This is a genomic window from Amycolatopsis sp. ATCC 39116 (genome assembly GCF_000231075.2).
Classification (GTDB): Bacteria; Actinomycetota; Actinomycetes; order Mycobacteriales; family Pseudonocardiaceae; genus Amycolatopsis_E; species Amycolatopsis_E tucumanensis.
The window spans coordinates 183522-207041 of sequence record NZ_AFWY03000006.1 but is presented as its reverse complement, the minus strand read 5'-3'; the positions used below and the strand labels follow the sequence as shown (position 1 = coordinate 207041).

Sequence of the window (23520 nt, the reverse complement as noted above, 5' to 3'; positions counted from 1 at the left end):
GTGGCGCTTCGGCGTTTTCGGGGTAGCCGTAGCGCGTGGGGAAGAAGGTGCTGATCGGGGTGGTGGTGGCCGCGCTCGTCGGGGCGGCGATCGCCGGTGTCGTGTACTGGCGCAGCGACCGCGGCGAGTCCACCGCGCCGCCGAAGCCCCCTGGTTCGGTGATCGGCCCCGGCACCGGCCGGTACGTCGCGCTGGGCGACTCCTACACGTCGGCGCCGCGGACGGGAGCGCCGGCCGGCACGCCGCCGGGCTGCGGGCGGTCGGACAACAACTACCCGCACCTCGTCGCCGCCGAGCTGCGGCCGGTGTCGTTCGCCGACGTGAGCTGCGGCGGGGCGACGACTCAGCACCTGTCGGAGCCGCAGACCACGCCGGACGGGGTGAACCCGCCGCAGCTGGACGCGGTCACCCCGGACACGACGCTGGTGACGCTCGGGATCGGCGGCAACGACATCGGGTTGGTGAGCCTCGCCCGCGACTGCCTCACGACGAACCGCACGGTGTCGCTGTGCAAGCCGCGGCTGACCGCGGGCGGGCGGGACCAGCTGGCGGAGCGGATCGAGGCGACGGCGCCGAAGGTGCGGGCCGCGCTGGCCGCGATCCACGAGCGGGCGCCGCGGGCGCAGGTGATCGTGGTGGGCTACCCGACGGCGCTGCCGGACGGCAACGGGTGCTGGCCGTTCCTGCCCATCGGGCCCGAGGACGTGGCCTACCTGCGGACCTCGCTCGCCCGGCTGAACTCGATGCTGGCCGCGGAGGCGAAGGCGGGCCAGGCCGGGTACGCGGACACGGCGACGCCGTCCAAGGGGAAGGACATGTGCGCCAAGGCGCGGGTCAAGTGGGTCGAGGACGTGGTGCCGTCCTCGCCGGCGATGGAGCTGCATCCCAACGCGGTCGGGGAGCGCGGGATGGCGGACGTGGTGCTGGATCTGGTGGATTGACGCGGCATGGGTTCGCGTGCGTCCTCAGTCGAGGTCGAAGGCCAGGCGGATCGCTTCCGTCAGCTCTCGCTCCTGGTCGGGCATCAGACGGCCGATCTGCTTGCCCAGCGCCGACTTGCGGATCGTCTGGATGTTGTCGCAGCTGACGACGCTTTCGTGGTCCAGGCCGTTGCGGCTGCCGACCCGCACCTCGGTGGACAGGCCGCGGATCGTGCTCGTCACGGGGGCGATCGTGACGCGGGTCAGGTGCGGGCGGACCAGCTCGCGGGTCAGCACCAGCACCGGCCGGACCTTGTCGAGCCTGGCGAGGTGGATCGGGCGCATCAGTCCAGGTCGTCCAGCGGGGCGGCGTGCTCCTCGATCCCGGCGAGATCGTCCGGCACGCCGCCCGTCAGCAGGGCGATGTCGCGCTCCGCGAGCAGGCGCCGGCGCTCCCGCTCCAGTGCGCGGAACACCAGCTCGGCACGGCTCGCGGCGCCGCCCTCCTCCACCACGTGGTCGATGAAGGACACCAGGTCGTCGGGGAGACGAACGGCGATCTGCTTCGTCATACCACTACGGTACCAGTTTGGGATGCACGTCAGCGGACGACGGCCTGGGCCTTCCCGAGCACCGTCTTGCCGTCGAACTTGGCCGTGATGTCCACGCGGGCGGTGCCGTCCTCGCGGACCTCCGCGACCTTGCCGGTGAACTCGACGTCCGCGCCCTCTGGCGAGACCACGACGGGCCTGGTGAAGCGGACGCTGTACTCGACCAGCTTCCCCGGGTCGCCGAGCCAGTCCGTGACGAGCCGGCCGCCCAGCGCCATCGTCAGCATCCCGTGCGCGATCACGTCCGGGAGCCCGACCTCCTTGGCGAACCGCTCGTTCCAGTGGATCGGGTTGAAGTCCAGTGACGCGCCCGCGTACCGGACCAGCTGGTCGCGCGTGACGCGCACCTGCAGCGGCGGCAGCTCGGTGCCCTTCTCGTACGTCATCAGGCCCCCTCTCCCCGCACGACGAGCTGCGCGCGCGTCGTGCACACGAGCTGACCGTCGGCGTCGACGACCTCGCCGCGCACGGTCAGGAAGTCGTTGCCAGCCCTGGCCATGATGTCCTCGACCGTCGTGGTGATGCGGAGCCGGTCGCCGGCGTGCACCGGGCGCGTGTAGCTGAAGGCCTGGTCGCCGTGCACCATCCGGCTGTAGTCCAGCCCCAGCTCCGGGTCGTTCGCGATGGCGTTGATCGCGTCGAGGTTGATCACCGTGAGGAAGGTGGGCGGCGCGATGACTTCCGGGTAGCCGGCCGCGCGGGCCGCCTCCGGGTCTGTGTAGAGCGGGTTGGCGTCGCCGATCGCGGCGGCGAACTCGCGGATCTTCTCGCGGCCGACTTCGTAGGTTGAGTCCGGCGGGTACGTCCGCCCGACGAACGAGGGGTCCAAAGGCACCCGAGCAGCCTACCCACCCGGCGAGCGTGGACAGCGCCGTCGGGTTGCCGGTGCGTGACGGCCCCGCGCCGTCGGGCAGGGGACAGCCGCTGACCTCCTCGCGGAGGGACCGCAGTCCCGCTTCGCCGGTGATCCGGACCTGGCGCAGCAGCCCGGTCGAGGACCTGCGAGCAGCGCGAGGTCGAGCTGGCTGACCCGGCGCTGCCGCCGGGCCGACCGCGCTGGGGCACGCGATCTTCGGCGCCGTGATGCTGTCCGGCGGGCTCTACCTGGCCGGGCCCCGGAAAGCACGAAGGCCGCTCCGGCGAACCGGAGCGGCCTTCGTCGAAACCTGGGGTGCTGGCGTCAGCGGGTTTCCTTGTGAACCCGGTGCGTACCGCAGTTCGGGCAGAACTTCTTCATCTCCAGGCGATCCGGGTCGTTGCGCCGGTTCTTCTTGGTGATGTAGTTGCGGTGCTTGCAGACCTCGCACGCCAGCGTGATCTTCGGTCGCACGTCGGTGGCAGCCACAGCAAAGCCTTTCTCTACACAACGAACCCCCCACAAAGGCGACTTAAGATCTCAAGTCGCCCGGCGTGGGGGTCCAGGGGGCTAGCCCCCTGGCGGGGGTCCGGGGGTCCGACCCCCGGTGCAATGGCGAAGCGGACTCGGCTCACGCAGTCTGTGAGCATAGCTCGCCCATCCGCGTAGCGGTGGCCGGACTTGAACCGGCGACACAGCGATTATGAGCCGCTTGCTCTACCGACTGAGCTACACCGCCTTGACCGGCCTTCAGGCTCCCCCGCCGAAGCGGAGCGGCCTGCTGACCACCGAGCCCCAATACGGAATCGAACCGTAGACCTTCTCCTTACCATGGAGACGCTCTGCCGACTGAGCTATTGGGGCGAGGTCCAACGTCTGAACGTTGAAGCCTCGAAGAGATTACATCGTCCGCCGGAGGGGTCGCGCAGGGGGGTCCCTTTTACGTCAGGAGCGTCAGCACCGTCTCCATCTTGCGCCCCACCGACCGGGCCGTCCGGGCCTGCAACCAGGCCTCCAGGCGGTCCTCGGCCAGCGGGCGGGAGATCAGGTAGCCCTGGGCGACGTCGCAGCCCATCGCCTCCAGCTGGTCCCGCGCGACGTCCTCCTCGACGCCCTCCGCGACGACCGCGAGGCCCAGCGAGTGGCCGAGCTCGACGATCGACCGGACGACCGCCAGGTCGCCGAGGTCCGTGCCCATCCCGAGGACGAAGCTCTTGTCGATCTTGACCTCGTCCACCGGCAGCTGCCGCAGGTAAGCCAGCGACGAGTAGCCGGTGCCGAAGTCGTCGACCGCCAGCACGATGCCGTGCGCGTGCAGTTCGCGCAGGATCGGCAGCGCCTTCTGCGGATCGGCCATCACGCCGGACTCGGTCAGCTCGAACGTGAGCAGCTCGGGCGGCACGTCGAACTTCCGCAGCGCCTCCACGACCTTCGCCGGGAAGTCCTCGTCGGCCAGGTTCCGCACCGACAGGTTGACCGCGACGGAGATCCGCAGCCCCTCGTCCATCCACTTGCGGACCCGGATCAGCGACTGCTCCAGCACGAACCCGGTCAGCACGCCGACCAGGCCGGCGGCCTCGACCGCGGGCACGAACTCGTCCGGGTCGAGCCGGCCGAACTCGGGGTGCTGCCAGCGCACCAGCGCCTCCACGCCGAGGACCTGCTTGCTCGGCAGCGACACCTTCGGCTGGTAGTGGACGCTGACCTGGCCCTCCTCGATGGCCTGCCGGAACTGGGTGACCATCTGGAACCGGCGCAGGAAGATCTGGCCCATGCTGGGCACGTACCCGCGAACCTCCTCGCCGCCGCGGGTGGCCCGCACGGCGACGTCGGCCCGCTGCAGCAGCGCGTCCACGTCGCCCGGGTCGAGGGTGTCGTCGTCGGCCGTGGAGGCGTAGCCGACCATCGCGTTCGCCTCGACCGTCAGCCGGTCGACCGGGTACGGCACGGACAGCTGCGAGCGCAGCCGCTCGGCCGCCTCGTGCACGCCCTGGCCGCGCACGCCGGTGAGCAGCGCCGCGAACGACGCGCCCTCCAGGCGGGCCAGCGGCACGTCCGGGCCGAGCGCGTCACGCAGGCGGCGGCCGGCGGCGACCACCATCCGGTCCGCCCACGCGTAGCCGAGCGCGTCGCTGACCGCGGAGAACACGTCCAGGTCGATGCGCAGCACCGCGGCGTCGGCGGAGGCGCTGTGCTCGGCCAGCGGCTCGCGCGCGACCTGCCGGAAGCCGGGCCGGTTCAGCAGGCCGGTGAGCGGGTCGTGGTAGGCGTCGTGGCGCAGGGTGGCGAGCAGGCGGCGGTTGTCCAGCGCGGTCGCCAGGTGGCTGGCCATGGTGCCGAGCAGCTGGACGTCGTACTTGCCGAAGCCGCGCCAGCGGGACAGCCGGTCGTGCGCCTCGACCACGCCGAGCAGCTGGTTCGCGCTGCGCAGCGGCACCACCAGCGCCTCCTGCGCGCCGCGGTTGAGCAGTCCGCCCGCGATGTCGCTGTTGGCCTCGGTGATGCGGAAGTGCCGCACGTGCGAGCCGGGCAGCCGCAGCATCGGGTCGTCGGCGGGCAGTTCGGCCGACGGCATCGGCTCCCCCGCGACGACCGCACGCATGTCCGCGGTCGGCTCCAGGCGCAGCCGCAGCACCACGCGGCCCGCGGAGAGCTGGTCCTTGATCCGCTCGGCGATGGTCTCCCACTCGCTGACGTTCACGCCTGCGGCGAGGTCGTCGGCGCCGCTGGCCGGGCGCGCGGCGGCCTGCTGGCCGGAGCGCGCGACCATCAGGCTGACGTCGGAGAGCGCTTCCATGTCCCGCTGCTCGCGCAGCAGGTCGGAGTAGGCCCAGTAGAGCGCGGACAGCCCGGCGAAGACGGCGAGCACCAGCGGCCACGCGTTGGCCGTGCCGGCGATCACCAGGTAGCCGCTCAGGCCGACCGAGGCGTTGACGAACCCGACGACCAGGATGCGGCCGGTGAGCCGCAGCGCGGTGCCGATCCGCATCCGGCGACGCAGCACCCGGACGGCGGCCAGCGCCAGCAGCGTGCTGGTCAGCGGCGCGGTCAGGGTGCCGGCGAGGGCGGCAGGCCACGTCATCTCCGTGGTGCCCATGATCCGCTCGACCAGGCCGGCCACGGCGAACGCGCTGGTGATCTCCAACAGGAACGCGCCTGCGTTGTAGAGCACGCGCCCGGACACGCGGCGGACCACGAGCGTGCTGATCCCGGCGACCAGGTGCGCCGCGAGCACCACTTCGAACGGCGCCACGAAGAAGCCGATGACCAGCGGGATCTCGGTGAACGAGATGGTCCAGGAGATGCCGGACCGGACGTCGACGTTGATGCCGAGCTGCTCGGCGAGCAGGAACGACAGGGCCAGCACCGGGCCGATCCACCACAGCTTCGCCGAGCCGTGGAACGGCAGCCACAGCGACACGGCGGCGGCGGTCAGCACGCCGACGGAGAACACGGTCAGCGTGTAGACCCGGAAGCGGCGCTCGTCCGCCCGCGCCTCGGCACCACCAGAACCGGCGGCTGCCGCCGGGATGGGGCCGTCGGGCCTGCCATCGGAGTCCGGCATGCAACCTCCTTCCACCCATTCGCCCCAGCGCGCACGCCTGCACCCACTCGCGCACGAGACGGTGATCTCGGTGCGAATGAGGGGATCACTGTACCCCGGAGGGCGTACTTCAGCCTCTTTCCGGCCGCCATGACATCACCCCATAGTTAACAACGTGCCAACTACGGTGACCAGCGGAGACTTACGGGTGAGCGAGATCTTTCCGGCGATCGCTCCCGGTAGTCAGCGTTAAGCGTCACGCCCGGCTACGACGAGTTCCCCGCGAGCCGTCGCGCTGCACTCCTCCGCATTGATCGCGATTCAATCGAGATCGGGATTACCGGAAGCGATGACTGAGCGTGGTTTCCCCGGTTACACCCGGGAAAACGTTCCCGGCAATGCGACGATCATCTCAGTCCCGGCACCTGGAACCGCTGCCGGACGTGCCCCGGTTTATTCCCGGAAGCCGTCCGCTCCAAGCGAACTACCTGCGGAAACAAACCCGGCCGCCAGAAAGTTGAGCTAGGCAGACTCAACCAGGTAGGGAGCAACAAGATGACCGACACCAGGCTCCTCCCCGTACTGCCCCTCGACGACGACGTCGTGCTGCCCGGCATGATCGTCCCGCTCGAGCTCGACGACGCCGAAACTCGCGCCGCGGTCGACTCCGCGCAGAGCAAGGCACCGAGCACGCCGTCGTTCCCGGGCATCCGGTCGCTGCCGTCCACGCAGGCCGAGGTCCTGATCGTCCCGCGGGTGCACGGGGAGTACGCCGAGCTGGGCGCCGTCGCGACCATCGAGCGCGTCGGCCGGATCCCCGGCGGCAAGGCCGCCGTCCTGCTGCGCGCCACCCGGCGCGCCCGCGTCGGCGAGAACGGCGACGGCCCCGGCGCCGCCCGCTGGGTGTACGCCGAGCCGGTCGCCGAAGTCGTCGGCGAGCAGGCGCGCGCGCTGGCCGCCGAGTACAAGACCGTCGTGATCTCGATCCTCCAGCAGCGCGGCGGCTGGCAGATGATCGACGCGGTGCAGCAGGTCGAGGACCCGTCCGCGGTCGCCGACCTCGCGGGCAACTCGCCGTTCCTGAGCACCGACCAGAAGCTGGAGCTGCTGGCCACGCTCGACGTCGCGGCGCGGCTGGAGAAGGCGCTGGAGTGGAGCCGGGAGTACCTGGCCGAGCTCGAGGTGACCGACACCATCCGCAAGGACGTCGCCGAGGGCATGGAGAAGCAGCAGAAGGAGTTCCTGCTGCGCCGCCAGCTGGAGGCGATCCGCAAGGAGCTCGGTGAGCTCGACGGCACCGCCGACCAGGACGACTACCGCGCCCGCGTGGAGCAGGCCGACCTGCCCGAGCACGTCCGCACGGCCGCGCTGGCCGAGGTGGACAAGCTGGAGCGCACCTCCGACGCCTCGCCGGAGGGCGGCTGGATCCGCACCTGGCTGGACACCGTCCTGGAAATCCCCTGGAACGACCGGACCACCGACGTCCACGACATCGCGGCCGCGCGAGCGGTGCTCGACGCCGACCACGCGGGCCTGGACGACGTGAAGGAACGCATCATCGAGTACCTGGCCGTGCGCGCCCGTCGCGCCGAGACCGGCCAGGGGCAGGTGGGCGGCCGTCACTCCGGAGCCGTGCTGGCGCTGGTCGGCCCTCCCGGTGTGGGCAAGACCTCGCTCGGCGAGTCGGTCGCGAAGGCGATGGGCCGGAAGTTCGTCCGCGTCGCGCTCGGCGGTGTCCGGGACGAGGCGGAGATCCGCGGCCACCGGCGCACCTACGTCGGCGCGCTGCCCGGCCGCATCGTCCGCGCCATCAAGGAGGCCGGCTCGATGAACCCGGTCGTGCTGCTGGACGAGGTGGACAAGGTGGGCGCCGACTACCGCGGCGACCCGACCGCGGCGCTGCTGGAGGTCCTCGACCCCGAGCAGAACCACACGTTCCGCGACCACTACCTCGAGGTGGAGCTGGACCTGTCGGACGTGGTGTTCCTCGCCACGGCCAACGCGCTGGAGACCATCCCCGGCCCGCTGCTGGACCGGATGGAGCTGGTGACGCTGGACGGCTACACCGAGCACGAGAAGGTCGTCATCGGCCGCGACCACCTGCTGCCGCGTGAGCTGGAGCGGGCCGGCCTGGGCCGGGACGACGTGCGGTTCACCGACGCGGCGCTGAGCCGGATCGCCGCCGAGTACACCCGCGAGGCGGGCGTGCGCAACGCGAACCGGACCATCGCGAAGGTGCTGCGCAAGATCGCGACCAGGGTCGCGCTGGACGAGGCGACGCTGCCGGTGACCGTCGACGCGGCGGACCTGGAGGGCTACCTCGGACGTCCGCGGCACCTGCCGGAGTCGGCGCTGCCCGCGTCGACGCAGCGGACCGCGACCCCGGGCGTGGCGACCGGCCTGGCCGTCACGGGCGCGGGCGGGGACGTCCTCTACATCGAGGCGTCGCTGGCCGATCCCGAGTCGGGCAGCTCCGGGCTAACGGTCACCGGGCAGCTGGGTGACGTGATGAAGGAGTCGGTGCAGATCGCGCTGTCCTACCTGCGGTCCCGCGGCGCCGAGCTGGAACTCCCGGTCGGCGACCTGAAGGACCGGGGCGTGCACGTCCACGTCCCAGCGGGCGCGGTGCCGAAGGACGGGCCGAGCGCCGGGATCACGATGACCACGGCGCTGGCGTCGCTGCTGTCCGGCCGCGTGGTGCGGTCCGACGTGGCGATGACCGGCGAGGTGTCGCTGACCGGCCGCGTCCTGCCGATCGGCGGGGTCAAGCAGAAGCTGCTGGCCGCGCACCGGGCCGGGATCAAGACCGTGATCATCCCGCAGCGCAACGAGCCGGACCTCGACGACGTCCCCGCGGACGTGCTGGCCCAGCTCGACGTGCACCCGGTGTCGAACGTCCGGGAAGTCCTCGACCTGGCGCTGGCGCCGGCCACCACCCCCGTGGCCCAGGCCGCCTGACGCCCCCGAGCGGAGCCGCCCTCCCCTGCCCCCAGGGAGGGCGGCTCCGTGTTCACGTCCGGACGCGGTCACGCAGCCGGGTGATGACGAACACGGCGAGCGCGATCGCGACGGCGCCGATCACCGCGTACTGGAAGAAGCCGGCGTAGCGGTCCACCACGTGCCAGTTCGCGCCGAGCAGGTAGCCGGCGACGACGAAGATCGTGTTCCAGATCAGGCTGCCCAGCGTGGTGAGCACGAGGAACCGGCCGAACGGCATCCGCTCGATCCCGGCGGGCAGTGAGATCAGGCTGCGGAAGATCGGCACCATCCGGCCGAAGAACACCGCCTTCGTGCCGTGCTTGGCGAACCACGCCTCGGTGCGGTCGAAGTCGGAGGCCTTGACCAGCGGGATGCGCAGCAGCAGCGCGCGGGTCCGGTCGCGGCCGAGCAGCGCGCCCAGCCAGTAGACGATGACGGCGCCGGCCACCGAGCCGAAGGTGGTCCAGGCCAGCGCTTCGAGCAGGCTGAACGTGCCCTGGCCCGCGGAGAACCCGGCGAGCGGCAGCACCAGCTCGCTCGGGATGGGCGGGAAGAGGTTGTCCAGGCCGACGATGATGGCCGCGCCCGGTCCGCCGAGCGATTCCATGAGCGAGACGGCCCAGCCGGCGAGTCCCCCGAGCGGTTCGGCCTGTGCGAGTTGGAGATCCATACTTCGAAGCTAGGTTTTCGGGCGGCGTCCAAACATGGGGCGCGGCACCCGATCATCCTGCGGAAAACCTCAGTACCGGCCTGCCGGAACCCCGCTAACCTCGGGTTGTGCCCACAGTGGACCTGCGCCGCGCGATGCGGGTGACGGCGGGGCTGGCGCTCGGCGCGCTGAGCGCCTTCGCCGAGGTGGCCTTCGTCGTCTTCGCGACCCTCGCCCTCGCCGTGCCCGCCGCGCGCCCCGCCGTGTTCCGGGCCACGCGCTGGTTCGCCGAGCGGGAACGGTCGCGGCTGCGGCGGTACCTCGACTACCCCACCTCGGACGACTACCGCGACTCGCGGGCGCTGCGGTACCTGGCGTCCCGCAGCGTCGCGGGCGGCCTCGGCGCGGGGGTCTTCGCGTTGATCGGGCTCGGCCTGGCGACGGCGGTGATCACGGTGTGGCGGCTGGTGGGCGGGCAGCCGCTCGGCGACGACCAGGACTGGTACGACGTGCCCGGGCTGCTGCTGATGGGCGCGTTGCTGGTGTTCCTCGCGGTGCAGGGGCTCATCGGGGTCGGCGCGCTGGAACGCACGCTGGCGCACCACTTCTTCGGCCCCACCAAGCAGGAACGGTTGCAGCGCCGGGTCGACGCGCTGACTCACAGCCGCGCCGAGGTCGTCGAGGCGGTGAACGACGAGCGGCGGCGGATCGAACGTGACATCCACGACGGGGTGCAGCAGCGGATCGTGTCGCTGGGCATGCTGCTGGGCCGCGCCCGTCGCGCGAAGGACCAGGAGCGGGCGGAGGCGCTGCTGCGGCAGGCGCACGAGGAGACGCAGCTGGCGCTGCAGGAACTGCGGGACGTGGCGTGGCGCGTGTACCCGATCGCGCTGGACGAAGGCGGCCTGGGCACGGCGCTGGAGGCGCTGGCGGAGCGGTCGAGCCTGCCGGTCGCGCTCTCGTACACGCTGGAGGAGCGGTTGGATCCGGCGACCGAGACGGTGGCGTACTTCGTGGCGTCGGAGGCGGTGACGAACGCGATCAAGCACGCGGCGGCGAGCCGCATCGAGATCGCGGTGGCGCGGACGGGCAGGATGGTCGGCGTGACGATCACCGACGACGGTGTCGGCGGCGCTCGGGTCGCCGGCAACGGGCTGTCCGGCCTGGCCAGGCGGGTCGGCGCGGCCGATGGCGTGTTCACTGTGGAGAGTCCGGCCGGCGGGCCGACGGTCGTGCGGGCGGAGCTGCCGTGCGCGTGATCCTGGCCGAGGACTCGACGTTGCTGCGGGAAGGCCTGATCCGGCTGCTCGCCGAGGAGGGCCACGAGGTGCTCGCCGCGGTCGGCAACGCGACGGAGCTGCTCGACGCGGTGTCCCGGGAGCAGCCGGACGTGGTGGTGACGGACATCCGGATGCCGCCCGACCACACCGACGAGGGCCTGCGGGCGGCGCTGGAGATCCGGCGGCGCTGGCCGGACGTCGGGGTGCTGGTGCTGTCGCAGTACGTGGAGAAGCGGTACGCGACGGAACTGATCACCGACGACGGCGGGCGGGTCGGGTACCTGCTCAAGGACCGGGTGATGCAGGTCGGCGAGTTCCTCGACGCGCTGGAGCGGGTCGGGTCCGGCGGGGCGGCGTTCGACCCCGAGGTCGTCCGGCGGCTGCTGGCGCGCACCACGCACGCCGACCCGCTCGCGACGCTGACCGCCCGGGAACGCGAGGTGCTGGCGAAGATGGCCGAGGGGCACACGAACGCCGGCATCGCGGCCGAGCTGTACGTGTCGCAGTCCGCGGTGGAGAAGCACGTGAACGCGATTTTTGACAAGCTGCGGTTGAGTCATACGAGCGGGTACAGCCGGCGGGTGCTGGCTGTTCTGCGGTACTTGGGCTCTTAGGGGGCGCTACGCGGGTATCTGCGCTGCGCGCGGCTGGAAGCGCCGGCTTCGCTTCGCTACGCCCGGATCTGCCCCTTCCGAACCCGATCTTTCAGTGTTCGGTTGCCGAGACACCGCGTCAAGCCGGGAAAGCGTGCCTTGACCCGGTGGCTCGGCAACCGATTTGGCTGGGGATCGGGTTGCGGGAGAGGGGTGGCTCGGAGGGGTTGGTGCGTGGCGTTGCCGGGTGGCTGTTGGGTGGGGGTGACGGGTGGCTTCGTGCGGTGGGTTTCCGGACGCTGCCGGACGACGCTCCGGCGGGTCGGCGGTGCGGCTCGTCGGGTGACAGGTGGCTTCGCGCGGTGAGTTTCCGGACGCTGCCGGATAACGCTCCGGCGGGTCGGCGGTGCGACTCGCGGGGTGACGGACGGCTTCGCGCGGTGAGTTTCCGGACGCTGCCGGATAACGCTCGGGCGGGTGCGCGGTGCGACTCGTCGGGTGACGGACGGCTTCGCGCGGTGAGTTTCCGGGCGCTGCCGGACGACGCTCGGGCGGGCGGGCGGTGCGACTCGTCGGGTGACGGATGGCTTCGCGCGGTGGGTTTCCGGACGCTGCCGGACGACGCTCGCGCGGGCGGGCGGTGCGACTCGCCGGGTGACAGGTGGCTTCGCGCGGTGGATTTCCGGACGCTGCCGGACGACGCTCCGGCGGGTGCGCGGTGCGACTCGTCGGGTGACTGGCTTTCGTTGCCGGGTTCCTGGTGGTGAGCGGGGTTTTGCTGCCGGTAGTCTCGATCTTGAGCCTGTTTTGTCCGGATCCCCAGGAGGAACTGTCCATGTTCAAGCGGATGCTCAGCGCCTTCGGCGTCGGTGGGCCGTCGGTCGACACCGTGCTCGACTCGGGCCACGCGGCGCCCGGTCAGGTGGTCACGGGGCAGGTCCGGATCCAGGGCGGCAGCGCCGACGCGGCCATCGACCAGGTCGTCCTGTCGCTGGTCACGCGGGTCGAGATCGAGCACGGCGGGCACGAGTCCGCGGCCACCGGGGAGTTCTACCGCCAGCTCGTGCAGCAGGGCGTTCGGGTGCCGTCCGGTCAGCTCGTCACCGTGCCGTTCGAGCTGCGCCTGCCGTGGGAGACGCCGATCACCGCGGTCGGTGACTCGCTCCTGCACGGCATGGCGGTCGGCGTGCGGACCGAGCTGGTGATCTCGGGCGCGCCCGACAAGGGTGACCTCGACCCGGTCCACGTGCACCCGCTGCCCTCCCAGGACCGGGTGCTCGACGCGTTCGGGCAGCTCGGGTTCCGGTTCCGCAACGCCGACGTGGAAGCGGGCCGCCTCTACGGCGTGCGCCAGGAGCTGGGCTTCTACCAGGAGCTCGAGTTCTTCCCGCCGGCCGAGTTCGCCGGGCGGATCAACGAGGTCGAGCTGACCTTCGTCGCCGGGCCGCACGATCTCGCCGTCGTGCTCGAAGCTGACCGGCGGGGCCGCTTCATGCAGGCAGGCGGCGACTCGTTCGGCCGCTTCCAGATGTCGCACCAGGACGCGGAGAACGCCGACTGGGCCGCGCTCATCGGGCAGTGGCTGACCGAAGCCGCCCAGCGCGGCGGACACTCCGCGTTCGGCAACCCGGCCTTCGGCGGCCACCACCCGGGCCACCACGGCCACCACGGTCACGGCCGCGGCATGGGCGTCGGCGGCATGGTTGCCGGCGCCGCGGCCGGTGTCGTCGGCGGCATGATCATGGGCGAGATGCTGGAAGAGGCCTTCGAGTTCGACGGCGAGGAGTGAGTCACCGCACCAGCACACTCACCGCACCAGGAAGTTCGCCATCATCATCATGTCCTCGTGTTCGAGGTTGTGGCAGTGCAGGACGTACTTCCCGCGATAACCCTCGAACCGGACGAGCACCTCGGCCTGGTCGCCGTTGCCCAGGTCGACCGTGTCCTTCCAGCCGTGCGCCGTGCCCGGCACCTGGAACGGCGCGAGGTGGATGTGGATCGGGTGCGGCACGTTCTGCGCCCGCAACCGCCACAGCTCCACCGTACCCAGTGCCGGCTCGGCCACGACGCCGTCCGCGCTGAACGGCATCCCGTTGACCGTCCACAGTGTCATCCCGTGGTGCTCGGCCCCGCCGCGGCGGAACGTGAACTCGCGTTCCGCCACGGCATCCGAGCGGGACAGCGGCCGCACGTCGGCCAACCGGTCCGGGATGGCGCTGTCGTCGCGCGCCCGGCGGGTCACCACGAACCGCATCACCCGCGCGGTGCCGCCGTCGCCGAGCCGGTTCACCAGCGTCACCTCCTGGCCGGGCGAGTACGCCGAGAAGTCGATCACCACGTCGTACCGTTCGGCCTGCGCGATCTGCAGCCGCTCGTGCCGGACCGGCGCCGCCAGCAGCCCCTGGTCGCCGCCGATCTGCGTGAACCCGGGCCCCGGCGGGTCCAGCGCGAGCCGGTAGCGGCGGGCGTTGGAGGCGTTGAGGATCCGGAACCGGTAACGCGCGGCCTCGACCTCCATCACCGGCCACGGCGCGCCGTTGACCAGGATGCAGTCGCCGAGCACACCGCTGACGAAGTCGCTGGTCACGCCCGGCTGCCCGAGCAGTGACGGGTCGACCGACGGGTAGGCGAACGAGCCGTCCGCGGCGAACGACCGGTCGGTGATCATCAACGGCACCTCGCGCTCGCCGCGCGGCAGGGGCAGCGCGTCCTCCTCGTCGTCACGCACCAGGTGGAACCCGGCGAGCCCGCGGTAGACCTGCGGGCCGGTGAAGTCGGCCCGGTGGTCGTGGTACCAGAGCGTGGCCGCGGGCTGGTCCAGCGGGTACACGTACTCCCGCGCCGCGCCGGGCGCGACCAGGTCGAGCGGGTAGCCGTCGTGCTCAGGCGGGGTGCGGCCGCCGTGCAGGTGCACCACCACCGGCACGCCGAGCTCGTTGCGGTGCCGGACGACGGTGGTCTCGCCGCGGCGGGACTCGATCGTGGGGCCGGGGAAGATCCCGTCGTACCCCCAGACCGTCGTGCGCAGCCCGGGCAGGATCTCCACCTCGGCGGCGCGCTGGGTGATCTCGTAGTGGCCGGGGCGGACCGGCCGCAGCACCGGCGGCACCGGCAGCGGCACGGTGAACGGCTCGGGCAGTCTCGCCGCGCTGCGCAACAGGGTGCCCGCGCTGGACTCGGTCTCGGTGTTCGCGCCGCCGCTCGAACAGCCCGCCACGAGCAGGCCGGCCGCGGTGACGCGGAACAGGTCACGCCGGGACAGGTTCACCGGTTCCGCCTCCGCTGGTCGATCAACACGGCGGCGACGGCGCCCGCGACGGCGAGCAGTTGCGGCCCGAACCCGATCACGAACGTCCAGGGCGCGTCGACCTGGCCGTCCCGCGCGGCCAGCCGTCCGACGAGTTCGCTGAAGACCAGAAATCCCACCGCGAGGCCCGCGAACAGGCCGAGGATGGCGACACCCAGGGTTCTCATGCGAGCCGAAACTAGGCAGGTCCGCGCCACCCGTCGTCCGTCCGCAGGCGATCGCACAGTCAACATCCGGCGACTGTGCGCGGGCCCGGTCCTGGCTATTCTCGGGACGTGAGCGAGCGAAAGCGGGTGCTCGCCGACGCCGCTCTGGGGGTCGCGACCTCCACCGTGGTGGCCGTCGCCATCGCGATGGACCTCGGCGGCGCACGGGCGCCCGATCCGGTGGCGTATCTGTTCGCGGTGTGCCTCGGCGCACTGATGCTCGTGCGCCGCCGCTTCCCGGTGCTGGCGCTGGCCGCGACCGCGGCCGGGCTGCTCGCCTACCACGCGGCCGGCTACCCGCCGGTCGGGCTCGCGCTGCCCGTCGCGGCCGCCCTGTTCTCCGCGGCCGAGGCCGGCCGGGCCCGCGTCGCGGCGGTGACGGCGGCGGGGTTGGTGCTGGTCAGCACGTTCTTCCGGTTGCGGCAGGGGGAGGACCCGGACTACCTGCTCGGGTTCGAGCTCGCCTCGACAGTGGGGCTGATGCTGAGCGCGATCGCGCTGGGGGCGTTGCGCGCCGAACAACGCCGCACCGCGCGGCAGGCCGCCGTGGAGCGGGAGTGGGAGGCCAGGCGGCGGGTCGAGGAGGAACGCCTGCGGATCGCGCGGGACCTGCACGACGCCGTCGGGCACACGCTGGCGGTGGTGTCGGTGCAAGCCAGTGTCGCCGCCGAGGCCCTCGACGACGACCCGGACGCGGCCCGGTCCGCGCTGGCGACCCTCCGGCTGGCCGCCGACGAAGCCGCCCACGACCTGCGGACCACGCTCGGGCTGCTGACCGACGCCACCGGCCGCGCCCCGGTAGGCAGCCTGCGCCACCTCGACGCGCTGGTGACCGCCACCGTCCGAAGTGGTCTGGAGGTGACCGTGTCGACCGAGGGTGAACCGGTCGCGTTGCCCGCTGCCGTGGACACCACGGCGTACCGGATCGTGCAGGAGGCGCTGACCAACTGCCTCCGTCACGCCCGGGCGAGCAAGGCGGAGGCGCGGCTGCGCTACGAACCGGGCCGGCTGCGGATCCAGGTCTGCGACGACGGCGCCGGCGCCGAACTGCCCGCCCGTGGTGGCCGCGGCCTGGACGGCATGCGGGACCGGGCCGAGTTGCTGGGCGGTTCGGTGACGTTGGAGTCCCGCCTTGGCGCGGGTTTCCGGATCGACGCGAGCCTGCCGGTGGAGCGGCGATGATCCGCGTCGCGCTCGCCGACGACCAGCACCTGATGCGGGCCGGCCTGTCCGCGCTGCTCGCCCGCGCCGACGACATCACCGTCGTGGGCGAGGCCGCCGACGGCGCGGAGGCGGTGACGCTCGCGCTCACCGCGCGGCCGGACATCGTGCTGATGGACATCCGCATGCCCGGCGTGGACGGCATCGAGGCCACGCGGCGCATCGTCGCCGACCCGCGGTTGCGCGCCGTGCGGGTCGTCGTGCTGACCACCTTCGACACCGACGAGCACATCCTGGACGCGATCCGCGCCGGCGCCTCGGGGTTCCTGCTGAAGAACACCGAGCCGGACGACCTGCGGGCCGCGGTGCGGACGGTCGCCGCCGGTGACGCGCTGCTGTCGCCGTCGGTCACCCGGCGCGTGATGGCGGCGGTGGCGCACGGGCACCGCACCGACCCGGCGCGGCTGGCGCGCCTGACCGAGCGGGAACGGGAACTGCTCGCCGAGGTCGCCGCGGGCCGGTCCAACGACGAGATCGCCGGGCGGCTGTTCCTGAGCCCGGCCACCACCCGCACCTACGTGAGCCGCCTGCTGTCCAAACTGGACGCGCGCGACCGCGCCCAGCTGGTGCACATCGCCTACGAGTCCGGCCTGGTCCGCCCCGGCGACCCCGGCCGGTGACCGCAGCCGCGCCACCCCGGCGCGGCGACTCCGGTCAGCACCACGTCCACCACCTGCTCCGCCAGGCGATCGGTGACCGGCAGGTGTCCGAAGAGGACCCGGTAGTAGGTGGTCGAGGCGAGCATGTCGAGCACGAGGTCGAAGTCGAGGTCCGGGTCGAGGTCGCCGCGCTCGATGCCCCGGCGCAACGCCTCTGCGGTGGACGTCCGTCGCGTGTGGAAGTAGTCGCGCAGGAACACCTCGGCGAGTTCCGGATCGTCGGCGAGGTCGGCGACCAGCGCGGGCAGCACGCGCCGTCCGATCCTGGTGGTGAAGGCCTCGCTGAGCGTCCCGATCCCCGCGACCAGATCGCAGCGGGTGCACCCGGTGTCCGGCGTGGGCACCGCGCCGACCGTGGCCACCAGCGCGTCGACGACCAAGTGTTGCCGTCCCCGCCAGCGGCGGCGTAGCGCGGGCTTGCTCGTGCCCGCCCTGCTCGCCACCGCCTCCAGGGTGAGCGCCGCGTAGCCCACCTCGTTCAGCAGGTCCACCGTCACTTCGCGGACGGCTCCGTCGATGCGCTCGTCGCGTGGCCGTCCGGCCCGGGTGCTCGTCACAGCGTCACCCTAACACTTCCATTTCGTTCCGGTACGGAACATAATCGCCATCATGACCCTCTCCTCGGCTGCCGAGGGTGTGCTCTCGGCCCGCTACCGGGCCCGCACCGTCGGCATCGTGCTCACCGTCGGACTGGTCGCGCTCGAATCCCTCGGGGTGGCGACCATCCTCCCGGACATCTCCCGCCTGCTCGGCGGCCTCGGCTCCTACGGCTGGGCGCTGGCCGCGCTGATGCTCGCCAACATCGTCGGCACCGTCCTCGCCGGTCACGCCGCCGACCGGGGTGGAGCGGCCCGTCCGCTGGCCGCCGGGCTGGTCGCGTTCGCACTGGGCAGCGCGCTGGCCGGTCTCGCCCCGTCGTGGCCGCTGTTCCTGCTCGGCCGGTTCACGCAGGGCCTCGGGGTCGGCGCGGTGATGGCGATGGCCTACACGCTGATCGGGCTGGTCTACCCCGAACGGTTGCGCGCGCGCATGTTCGCACTGCTGTCCTCGGCCTGGACGATCCCGTCGCTGGTCGGGCCGGTCGTCGCGGCGGCGGTGGCGAGCTCGGCGGGCTGGCGGTGGGTGTTCCTCGCCATGATCCCGCTCACCGGGGTCGCGGCTTGGTGCACGCTCCCCGGACTGGCACGGCCGGCCGCCACAACCTCGGAGTCCTCTCGGTGGCGGCCGCTCGTCAGCAGCGTCGCGCTCACCGCAGGCACCGCGATCCTGTTGGCCGCATTGGCACTCCACACGGTCGCGGTGCTGGTTCCGCTCGCCGCCGCCGGGTTCGTCCTCGCCGTGCTGGCGCTGCGGCAGGTCACCCCGGCCGGGACGCTCGTCGTCCGGCGCGGGGTGCCGGCCGGGGTGGTCGTGCGGTTCCTGCTGTGCGCGGTGTACTTCGGTACCGAGGCGTTCCTGCCGCTGGGGCTGACCGAACTGCGGCACGTGAGCGCGTTCGAGGCCGGGCTGGGGCTGTCGGCCGGGGCGCTGAGCTGGGTGGCCGGATCGGCGGCGCAGGCGAAGTGGGACCGCAACCGGCGGGTGGCGGTGGCTCTGGGTTTCGCGGTCCTGGTGGCCGGGGTGGCGGTGCTGGCCTACGGCGTGCTCGTCGGCCCCGGGCTGGTCGCGGTGCTCGGCTGGGTGATCGGTGGGGCAGGCATGGGTGTCGCGTTCAACGCCGCCACCACCGAAACCCTCGGCCGCGCCCCGGACGGGCAGCAGGGCTCGGTCAGCGCGGCGCTCCAGCTGGCGCAGACCCTCGCCACCGCTGTCGCGAGTGGACTCGGCGGCACGCTCATCGCCGCCCAGGGCGCGGCACCGGCGGCGTTCCTCGCGGTCTTCGCCGGCACCGCGGCACTCGGCCTCGCGGGCGTCGTGGCGGCACGGCGGATCACCGTGTGACACAGATCTCCCCCGCCCGGAGCTTGCCGAGGCGATCACCGCTGTATTAGCACTCTTAGGAGGAGAGTGCTAATTGCATAGACGGTCCGAGGAGGCAGCTTGAGCAGCGCGCACCGCCCCGCGTGGAAAGCCCGATCTGTTTCGCACGCCGCCGTGCGACGGGACGATCCCGACCGCCCGCTCCGCGTGGCGATGGTCGCCCCGCCCTACTTCGACGTTCCTCCGAAGGCCTACGGCGGGGTGGAGGCGGTGGTGGCCGACCTCGCGGACGCCCTCGTCGACCGCGGGCACCACGTCACCCTGATCGGCGCGGGGCGTCCCGGCACGAAGGCGCGGTTCGTCCCGGTCTGGGACCGCACCGTGCCGGAGCTGCTCGGCGAGCCCTACCCGGAGGTCATGCACGCCATCGCCGCGCGCCGGGCCGTGCAGCGGCTCGCGGCGACCGAGGGCGTCGACGTGGTGCACGACCACTCGCTGGCCGGCCCGCTCAACGCCCCCGCCTACGGCGTGCCGACCGTGGTGACCGTGCACGGCCCGGTCGGCGAGGACATGGCGCGCTACTACACTGAACTGGGCGACGACGTGCACCTGGTGGCGATCAGCGACCGGCAGCGCGAGCTGGCGCCCGGCCTGAACTGGATCGGCACCGTCCACAACGCACTGCGGCTGGCGGACTGGCCGTTCGAGTCCGAAAAGGACGACTACGCGTTGTTCCTCGGCCGGTTCCACCCGGACAAGGCGCCGCACCTGGCGCTGGAGGCCGCGCACCGGGCCGGGCTGCGGCTGGTCCTGGCCGGCAAGTGCGCCGAGCCGATCGAGAAGGAGTACTTCGAGCGGGAGGTCCGGCCGCGCCTGACCGAGAACGACCACGTGTTCGGCGTCGCCGACGCGACCGCGAAGCGTGAGCTGCTCGCCAAGGCCCGCTGCCTGCTCTTCCCCATCCAGTGGGAGGAGCCGTTCGGGATGGTCATGATCGAGGCGATGGCGTGCGGCACGCCGGTGGTGGCGTTGCGGTCCGGCGCGGTGCCGGAGGTCGTCGTCGACGGCGTCACCGGCCTGGTGCGCGACGACCCGGCCGACCTGGTGCAGGCCCTGCACGACGTCCGCCACCTCGACCCGGCCAAGTGCCGCGCGCACGTCGCCGAGCGCTTCGACGTCGGCGGGCTGGGCGCCGGTTACGAGGCCGCGTACCGCCGGGCGGTCGAGGTCAGCAGGCTGCGGCGCGACTACGCCGCCCTCGACTCGGCGCTCGACCGCGCCTACGACCAGATGGACAACGACGGCCCCACCCTGCAGCCATCCGGAGGACGGCCATGACGCCGGAGGCGTTCAACGCGGGCGAGCCGGTGCCCGTGACCAGCGCGGGCGGCACGGTCACGCTCGTCGAAGGCAGCACGTTCTGCCTGTCCGGCACGAATGGCGACATCCAGCCGGGCACCTCGCACGGCCTGTTCTTCCGGGACGCGCGGCTGATCTCGCGGTGGGAACTGCGGCTGGACGGACAGTCGCCGCACCCGCTGTCGGTCATCTCGCCGGAGGCCTTCGCGGCGCAGTTCGTGCTGCGCCGCAACCCCAAGCCGGGCCAGGCTGACAGCACGCTGCTGCTGGTGCGGGAGCGGCTGGTCGGCGACGGCCTGCGGGAGACGATCACGCTGCGGAACCTGGGGCGGGAGAACACCGTCGCGACGCTGACCCTGCACGTCGACGCGGACTTCTCGGACCTGTTCGCGGTCAAGGAGGGCCGCCCCGCGCACGGCGGGGCGGACGCCACCGTGGCCGGCTCGGAACTGTTGCTGCGCGACCGGACCGACGGCTCGCGCGGCCTGTCGGTGAGCGCCACCGCGGACCCGCTGGCCGCGCCCGGCGTGCTGAACTGGCGGGTCGTCGTGCCCGCCCGCGGCGAGTGGTCGACCGAGATCGTGGTGCAGCCGACCGTCGGGAACCGGCGGGTGCGGCCGCAGTTCGACCGGGGCGAGGAGGTCGAGGCGAGCGGCCCGGCGCGCAAGATCCGCGCGTGGCGCGACGTGAGCACGATGATCGCGGCCGACGACCCGGTGCTCACGCAGGTGCTGCAGCGCACCGAAAGCGACCTCGGGGCGTTGCAGATCCACGACAGCAGCCAGGACGGACGGCCGTTCGTCGCGGCGGGCGCGCCCTGGTTCATGACGTTGTTCGGCCGGGACAGCCTGCTCACCGCGTGGATGGCGCTGCCGCTGGACGTCGGTCTCGCGCTGGGCACGCTGGAGACGCTGGCGGAGCTGCAGGGCAAGCGCGTCGACCCGCTGACCGAGGAGGAACCCGGCCGGATCCTGCACGAGCTGCGGCTCGGGCCGGACAGCGATCAGGTGCTCGGCGGCAGCCACTACTACGGCACGGTGGACGCGTCGCCGCTGTTCGTCATGCTGCTGGCCGAGTGCTGGCGCTGGGGCGCGGGCGAGACGGCGGTGCGGGCACTGCTCCCGGCCGCCGACGCGGCGCTGGAGTGGCTGGAGCGCTACGGCGACCGCGACGGCGACGGGTTCGTCGAGTACCGGCGCGCGACCGACCGGGGACTGCTCAACCAGGGCTGGAAGGACAGCTTCGACGGCATCAACGACGCGGCGGGGCGGCTGGCGACCACGCCGATCGCGTTGTGCGAGGTGCAGGGCTACGCCTACGCGGCCTGGCTGGCGCGCGCCGAACTGGCCGACGCGTTCAACGACCCGGCCACCTCGGCGCGCTGCCGGGAGCGGGCCGAGCGGTTGCGGGAGCGGTTCGCCGAGGCGTTCTGGCTGCCGGAGCAGGGCTGGTACGCCGTCGCGCTGGACGGGCGCAAGCAGCCGCTGGACGCGCTGACCAGCAACGCCGCGCACTGCCTGTGGTCCGGCATCGCGACCGACGAGCACGCCGCGGTGCTGATCGAGCGGCTCAGCCGCCCGGAGATGGACAGCGGCTACGGGCTGCGGACGCTGTCCTCGGCGATGGGCGCGTACAACCCGATGAGCTACCACAACGGCTCGGTGTGGCCGCACGACACGGCGATCGCGGTGGCCGGGCTGCTGCGGTACGCGCACCTGCCGGGCGCGGTGGACCTGGCGCAGCGGCTGGCGACCGGGCTGCTCGACGCGGCGGCCTCGTTCGGCGGGCGGCTGCCCGAGCTGTTCTGCGGGTTCTCGCGGTCGGAGTTCAGCCCGCCGATCCCCTACCCGACGTCGTGTTCGCCGCAGGCCTGGGCGAGCGCGGCGCCGTTGCTGCTGGTGCGGTCGTTCCTCGGGCTCGAACCACACGTGCCGCAGCAGCGGCTGGTGGTCCGCCCGCACCTGCCGGGGCAGTGGGGGCGGGTGCGGTTGTCGGACCTGCGGCTCGGTGAGCTGACCGTGCACGTCGAGGCAGATCACGAAGTGGCCAAGGTTCGGGGGCTGCCGGAGGGCTGGGACCTGCGTCTAGCTGGGTGAACGGCGTTCGGGGGTGATCCGCGTCGCACACTGCGGGGTTGATTCCTTAGGTTAGCCTTGCTTGACTTGGCGCAATTTGTCGCAGTTCCTTCGAAAGGGTGTTGCCATGTCTCGCAGGGTTCGCCTGCCCGGACTCCGCTCACTCGTGGCCGCTTCGGTCGCGGGTGTGCTCGGCCTCGGGCTCGTGGCGTGTGGCAATGTGCAGGATTCGTCGACGCAGTCGGCGTCCTCAGCGAGCGCCGACGCGTCGGCCTTCCCGGTGAGCATCACGCACAAGTTCGGCACCACGACGATCGAGAAGGCGCCGCAGCGCGTCGTCGTGATCGGCACGTCGACCGACGACCTCGACGCGGCCGTCGCGCTCGGCGTCACGCCGGTCGCGTTCTTCAACAAGTCCGGGATGGACGGTGTGCCGTCCTGGCTGCAGGGCAAAGTCGACCCGGCCAAGACGCAGATCGTCAACGCGGCGAGCGGTGTCAACGCCGAGCAGGTCGGGGCGCTCACGCCGGACCTGATCCTGGCGACCGCGGACTACGGTCTCGAAGAGGAGTACGCGAACCTGTCCCGGATCGCGCCGACGGTCGGCTACGCGACCGAGTGGGGTTCACAGAGCTGGCAGGAACACCTCAACGTGGTCGCGCAGGCGCTCGGCAAGACCGCCGACGCCAAGCAGGTCGAGACGAGCACCCAGGGCGCGATCGACCAGCTGAAGGCGCAGTACCCGAACGCGGCCGGCAAGACATTCACCGCGTCCGTCGGCAACACCGCGGGCAAGATGTTCACGCTGGTGTCGCAGAAGGACTTCGCGGTGCAGCTCGTGGAGTCGCTCGGACTGAAGCTGAGCCCGACGGTGACGGACGCCGCGCAGACCGACGCGGGCAGCCCGACCGGCTCGCTGACCCCGGAGCAGTACGACAAGCTCGCCGCGGACCTGGTGATCGTCGCCTACACCTCGCCCGACTACCGGACGGCGTTCGAGAGCAACCAGCTGGTGGCCCCCATCAAGGCCGGCAACTACCTGGTGGTGGACATGGAGACGATCTCGGCGCTGCGTGCTCCTACCGTGCTGGACATTCCTTGGGTGCTGGAGAAGTTGAAGCCCGGGTTGGCTAAGTTGGGTTGATGTTGGCCTGAAGGAGCCCTCCTCGCTTTGGCGGGGAGGGCTCTTTTTGCGTTGCCGCTACGCGGGTATTTGAACGGCGCCGGCTTCGCTTCGCTACGCCCCGATTGAGCCGCCGCCCCGATTTTTCATTGTTTCTACGGCCGAGCAGGGGTTGTCAAGGCTGGAAAGAGTACCTTGACAACCCCTGGTCGGCCGCA

21 protein-coding genes and 2 tRNA genes are annotated in these 23520 nt (G+C 72.0%); 11 read left to right on the top strand and 12 right to left on the bottom strand.

Going from position 1 to position 23520, the window contains the following annotated elements:
- Nucleotides 1-35 precede the first annotated feature (35 nt).
- The gene (locus AMY39116_RS0309945) at nucleotides 36-941 is read left to right on the top strand and encodes an SGNH/GDSL hydrolase family protein (protein WP_020417538.1); all 906 of its coding nucleotides are present in this window, start codon (nucleotides 36-38) and stop codon (nucleotides 939-941) included.
- Between the two features lie 24 nt (nucleotides 942-965).
- On the opposite strand, the gene AMY39116_RS0309940 is transcribed toward AMY39116_RS0309945, so the two are convergent.
- The 8 genes from AMY39116_RS0309940 to AMY39116_RS0309905 form a co-directional block, all read right to left on the bottom strand.
- The gene (locus tag AMY39116_RS0309940) at nucleotides 966-1265 is read right to left on the bottom strand and encodes a type II toxin-antitoxin system PemK/MazF family toxin (protein ID WP_020417537.1); all 300 of its coding nucleotides are present in this window, start codon (nucleotides 1263-1265) and stop codon (nucleotides 966-968) included.
- Entirely contained in the window at nucleotides 1265-1492 is a 228-nt protein-coding gene (locus AMY39116_RS0309935; protein WP_020417536.1) for a ribbon-helix-helix domain-containing protein, read from the bottom strand. The genes AMY39116_RS0309940 and AMY39116_RS0309935 overlap by 1 nt, the downstream gene beginning before the upstream one ends.
- Before the next feature lie 29 nt (nucleotides 1493-1521).
- Nucleotides 1522-1917 carry a MaoC family dehydratase gene (locus tag AMY39116_RS0309930; RefSeq protein ID WP_020417535.1) on the bottom strand — a complete coding sequence of 132 codons (396 nt, stop codon included), beginning with the start codon at nucleotides 1915-1917 and terminating at the stop codon, nucleotides 1522-1524.
- A complete protein-coding gene (locus tag AMY39116_RS0309925; RefSeq protein WP_027935785.1) occupies nucleotides 1917-2366 on the bottom strand; it encodes a MaoC family dehydratase N-terminal domain-containing protein in 450 nt (149 codons plus the stop codon). The genes AMY39116_RS0309930 and AMY39116_RS0309925 overlap by 1 nt, the downstream gene beginning before the upstream one ends.
- Before the next feature lie 345 nt (nucleotides 2367-2711).
- Nucleotides 2712-2876: a 50S ribosomal protein L33 gene (gene rpmG / locus AMY39116_RS0309920; protein ID WP_005453176.1), complete on the bottom strand. Its 165-nt coding sequence runs from the start codon at nucleotides 2874-2876 to the stop codon at nucleotides 2712-2714.
- 177 nt (nucleotides 2877-3053) lie between these two features.
- Nucleotides 3054-3126, bottom strand: a tRNA-Met gene (locus AMY39116_RS0309915).
- A 52-nt stretch (nucleotides 3127-3178) separates the two neighbouring features.
- A tRNA-Thr gene (locus tag AMY39116_RS0309910) sits at nucleotides 3179-3251 on the bottom strand.
- 76 nt (nucleotides 3252-3327) lie between these two features.
- The gene (locus AMY39116_RS0309905) at nucleotides 3328-5952 is read right to left on the bottom strand and encodes a bifunctional diguanylate cyclase/phosphodiesterase (RefSeq protein WP_020417533.1); all 2625 of its coding nucleotides are present in this window, start codon (nucleotides 5950-5952) and stop codon (nucleotides 3328-3330) included.
- A 534-nt stretch (nucleotides 5953-6486) separates the two neighbouring features.
- Here AMY39116_RS0309905 and lon point away from each other — a divergent pair.
- Complete coding sequence (gene lon, locus AMY39116_RS0309900) at nucleotides 6487-8889, top strand: endopeptidase La (protein ID WP_020417532.1); 2403 nt, start codon at nucleotides 6487-6489, stop codon at nucleotides 8887-8889.
- A gap of 52 nt (nucleotides 8890-8941) precedes the next feature.
- Here the strand turns inward: lon and AMY39116_RS0309895 are convergent, their stop codons facing one another.
- Nucleotides 8942-9580, bottom strand: a complete 639-nt coding sequence (locus AMY39116_RS0309895; protein WP_020417531.1) for a DedA family protein — start codon at nucleotides 9578-9580, stop codon at nucleotides 8942-8944.
- 116 nt (nucleotides 9581-9696) lie between these two features.
- On the opposite strand from AMY39116_RS0309895, the gene AMY39116_RS0309890 reads away from it, so the two are divergent.
- The 3 genes from AMY39116_RS0309890 to AMY39116_RS0309880 all read left to right on the top strand — a co-directional run bounded on the left by AMY39116_RS0309890 (nucleotide 9697) and on the right by AMY39116_RS0309880 (nucleotide 13221).
- Nucleotides 9697-10818, top strand: a complete 1122-nt coding sequence (locus AMY39116_RS0309890; protein ID WP_020417530.1) for a histidine kinase — start codon at nucleotides 9697-9699, stop codon at nucleotides 10816-10818.
- Complete coding sequence (locus tag AMY39116_RS0309885) at nucleotides 10809-11453, top strand: response regulator transcription factor (protein ID WP_020417529.1); 645 nt, start codon at nucleotides 10809-10811, stop codon at nucleotides 11451-11453. Before AMY39116_RS0309890 ends, AMY39116_RS0309885 begins: the two co-directional genes overlap by 10 nt.
- Before the next feature lie 814 nt (nucleotides 11454-12267).
- Nucleotides 12268-13221: a sporulation protein gene (locus AMY39116_RS0309880; protein WP_020417528.1), complete on the top strand. Its 954-nt coding sequence runs from the start codon at nucleotides 12268-12270 to the stop codon at nucleotides 13219-13221.
- Nucleotides 13222-13239: 18 nt separating this feature from the next.
- Here the strand turns inward: AMY39116_RS0309880 and AMY39116_RS0309875 are convergent, their stop codons facing one another.
- Nucleotides 13240-14700 (bottom strand): multicopper oxidase family protein, encoded by a 1461-nt coding sequence (locus AMY39116_RS0309875; RefSeq protein ID WP_020417527.1) that lies wholly within the window; start codon nucleotides 14698-14700, stop codon nucleotides 13240-13242.
- Complete coding sequence (locus tag AMY39116_RS0309870; protein WP_020417526.1) at nucleotides 14697-14906, bottom strand: DUF5957 family protein; 210 nt, start codon at nucleotides 14904-14906, stop codon at nucleotides 14697-14699. Before AMY39116_RS0309870 ends, AMY39116_RS0309875 begins: the two co-directional genes overlap by 4 nt.
- Before the next feature lie 108 nt (nucleotides 14907-15014).
- Here AMY39116_RS0309870 and AMY39116_RS0309865 point away from each other — a divergent pair, with 108 nt between their 5' ends.
- Together AMY39116_RS0309865 and AMY39116_RS0309860 are read left to right on the top strand one after the other, a co-directional pair.
- The gene (locus AMY39116_RS0309865; RefSeq protein ID WP_039791364.1) at nucleotides 15015-16127 is read left to right on the top strand and encodes a sensor histidine kinase; all 1113 of its coding nucleotides are present in this window, start codon (nucleotides 15015-15017) and stop codon (nucleotides 16125-16127) included.
- Nucleotides 16124-16786 carry a response regulator transcription factor gene (locus tag AMY39116_RS0309860; RefSeq protein WP_020417524.1) on the top strand — a complete coding sequence of 221 codons (663 nt, stop codon included), beginning with the start codon at nucleotides 16124-16126 and terminating at the stop codon, nucleotides 16784-16786. Before AMY39116_RS0309865 ends, AMY39116_RS0309860 begins: the two co-directional genes overlap by 4 nt.
- On the opposite strand, the gene AMY39116_RS0309855 is transcribed toward AMY39116_RS0309860, so the two are convergent.
- Entirely contained in the window at nucleotides 16744-17382 is a 639-nt protein-coding gene (locus AMY39116_RS0309855; protein ID WP_020417523.1) for a TetR/AcrR family transcriptional regulator, read from the bottom strand. The two genes, AMY39116_RS0309860 and AMY39116_RS0309855, sit on opposite strands and share 43 nt — an antisense overlap.
- A 52-nt stretch (nucleotides 17383-17434) precedes the next feature.
- On the opposite strand from AMY39116_RS0309855, the gene AMY39116_RS0309850 reads away from it, so the two are divergent.
- The 4 genes from AMY39116_RS0309850 (at nucleotide 17435) to AMY39116_RS0309835 (ending at nucleotide 23323) form a co-directional block, all read left to right on the top strand.
- Nucleotides 17435-18766, top strand: coding sequence for an MFS transporter (locus AMY39116_RS0309850; RefSeq protein WP_020417522.1), 1332 nt, complete (start codon nucleotides 17435-17437; stop codon nucleotides 18764-18766).
- Between the two features lie 153 nt (nucleotides 18767-18919).
- A complete protein-coding gene (locus AMY39116_RS0309845) occupies nucleotides 18920-20083 on the top strand; it encodes a glycosyltransferase family 4 protein (protein WP_020417521.1) in 1164 nt (387 codons plus the stop codon).
- Nucleotides 20080-22200 (top strand): glycogen debranching N-terminal domain-containing protein, encoded by a 2121-nt coding sequence (locus tag AMY39116_RS0309840; RefSeq protein ID WP_020417520.1) that lies wholly within the window; start codon nucleotides 20080-20082, stop codon nucleotides 22198-22200. The genes AMY39116_RS0309845 and AMY39116_RS0309840 overlap by 4 nt, the downstream gene beginning before the upstream one ends.
- Before the next feature lie 106 nt (nucleotides 22201-22306).
- Nucleotides 22307-23323: an ABC transporter substrate-binding protein gene (locus AMY39116_RS0309835; protein WP_235716095.1), complete on the top strand. Its 1017-nt coding sequence runs from the start codon at nucleotides 22307-22309 to the stop codon at nucleotides 23321-23323.
- Nucleotides 23324-23520: the final 197 nt, after the last annotated feature.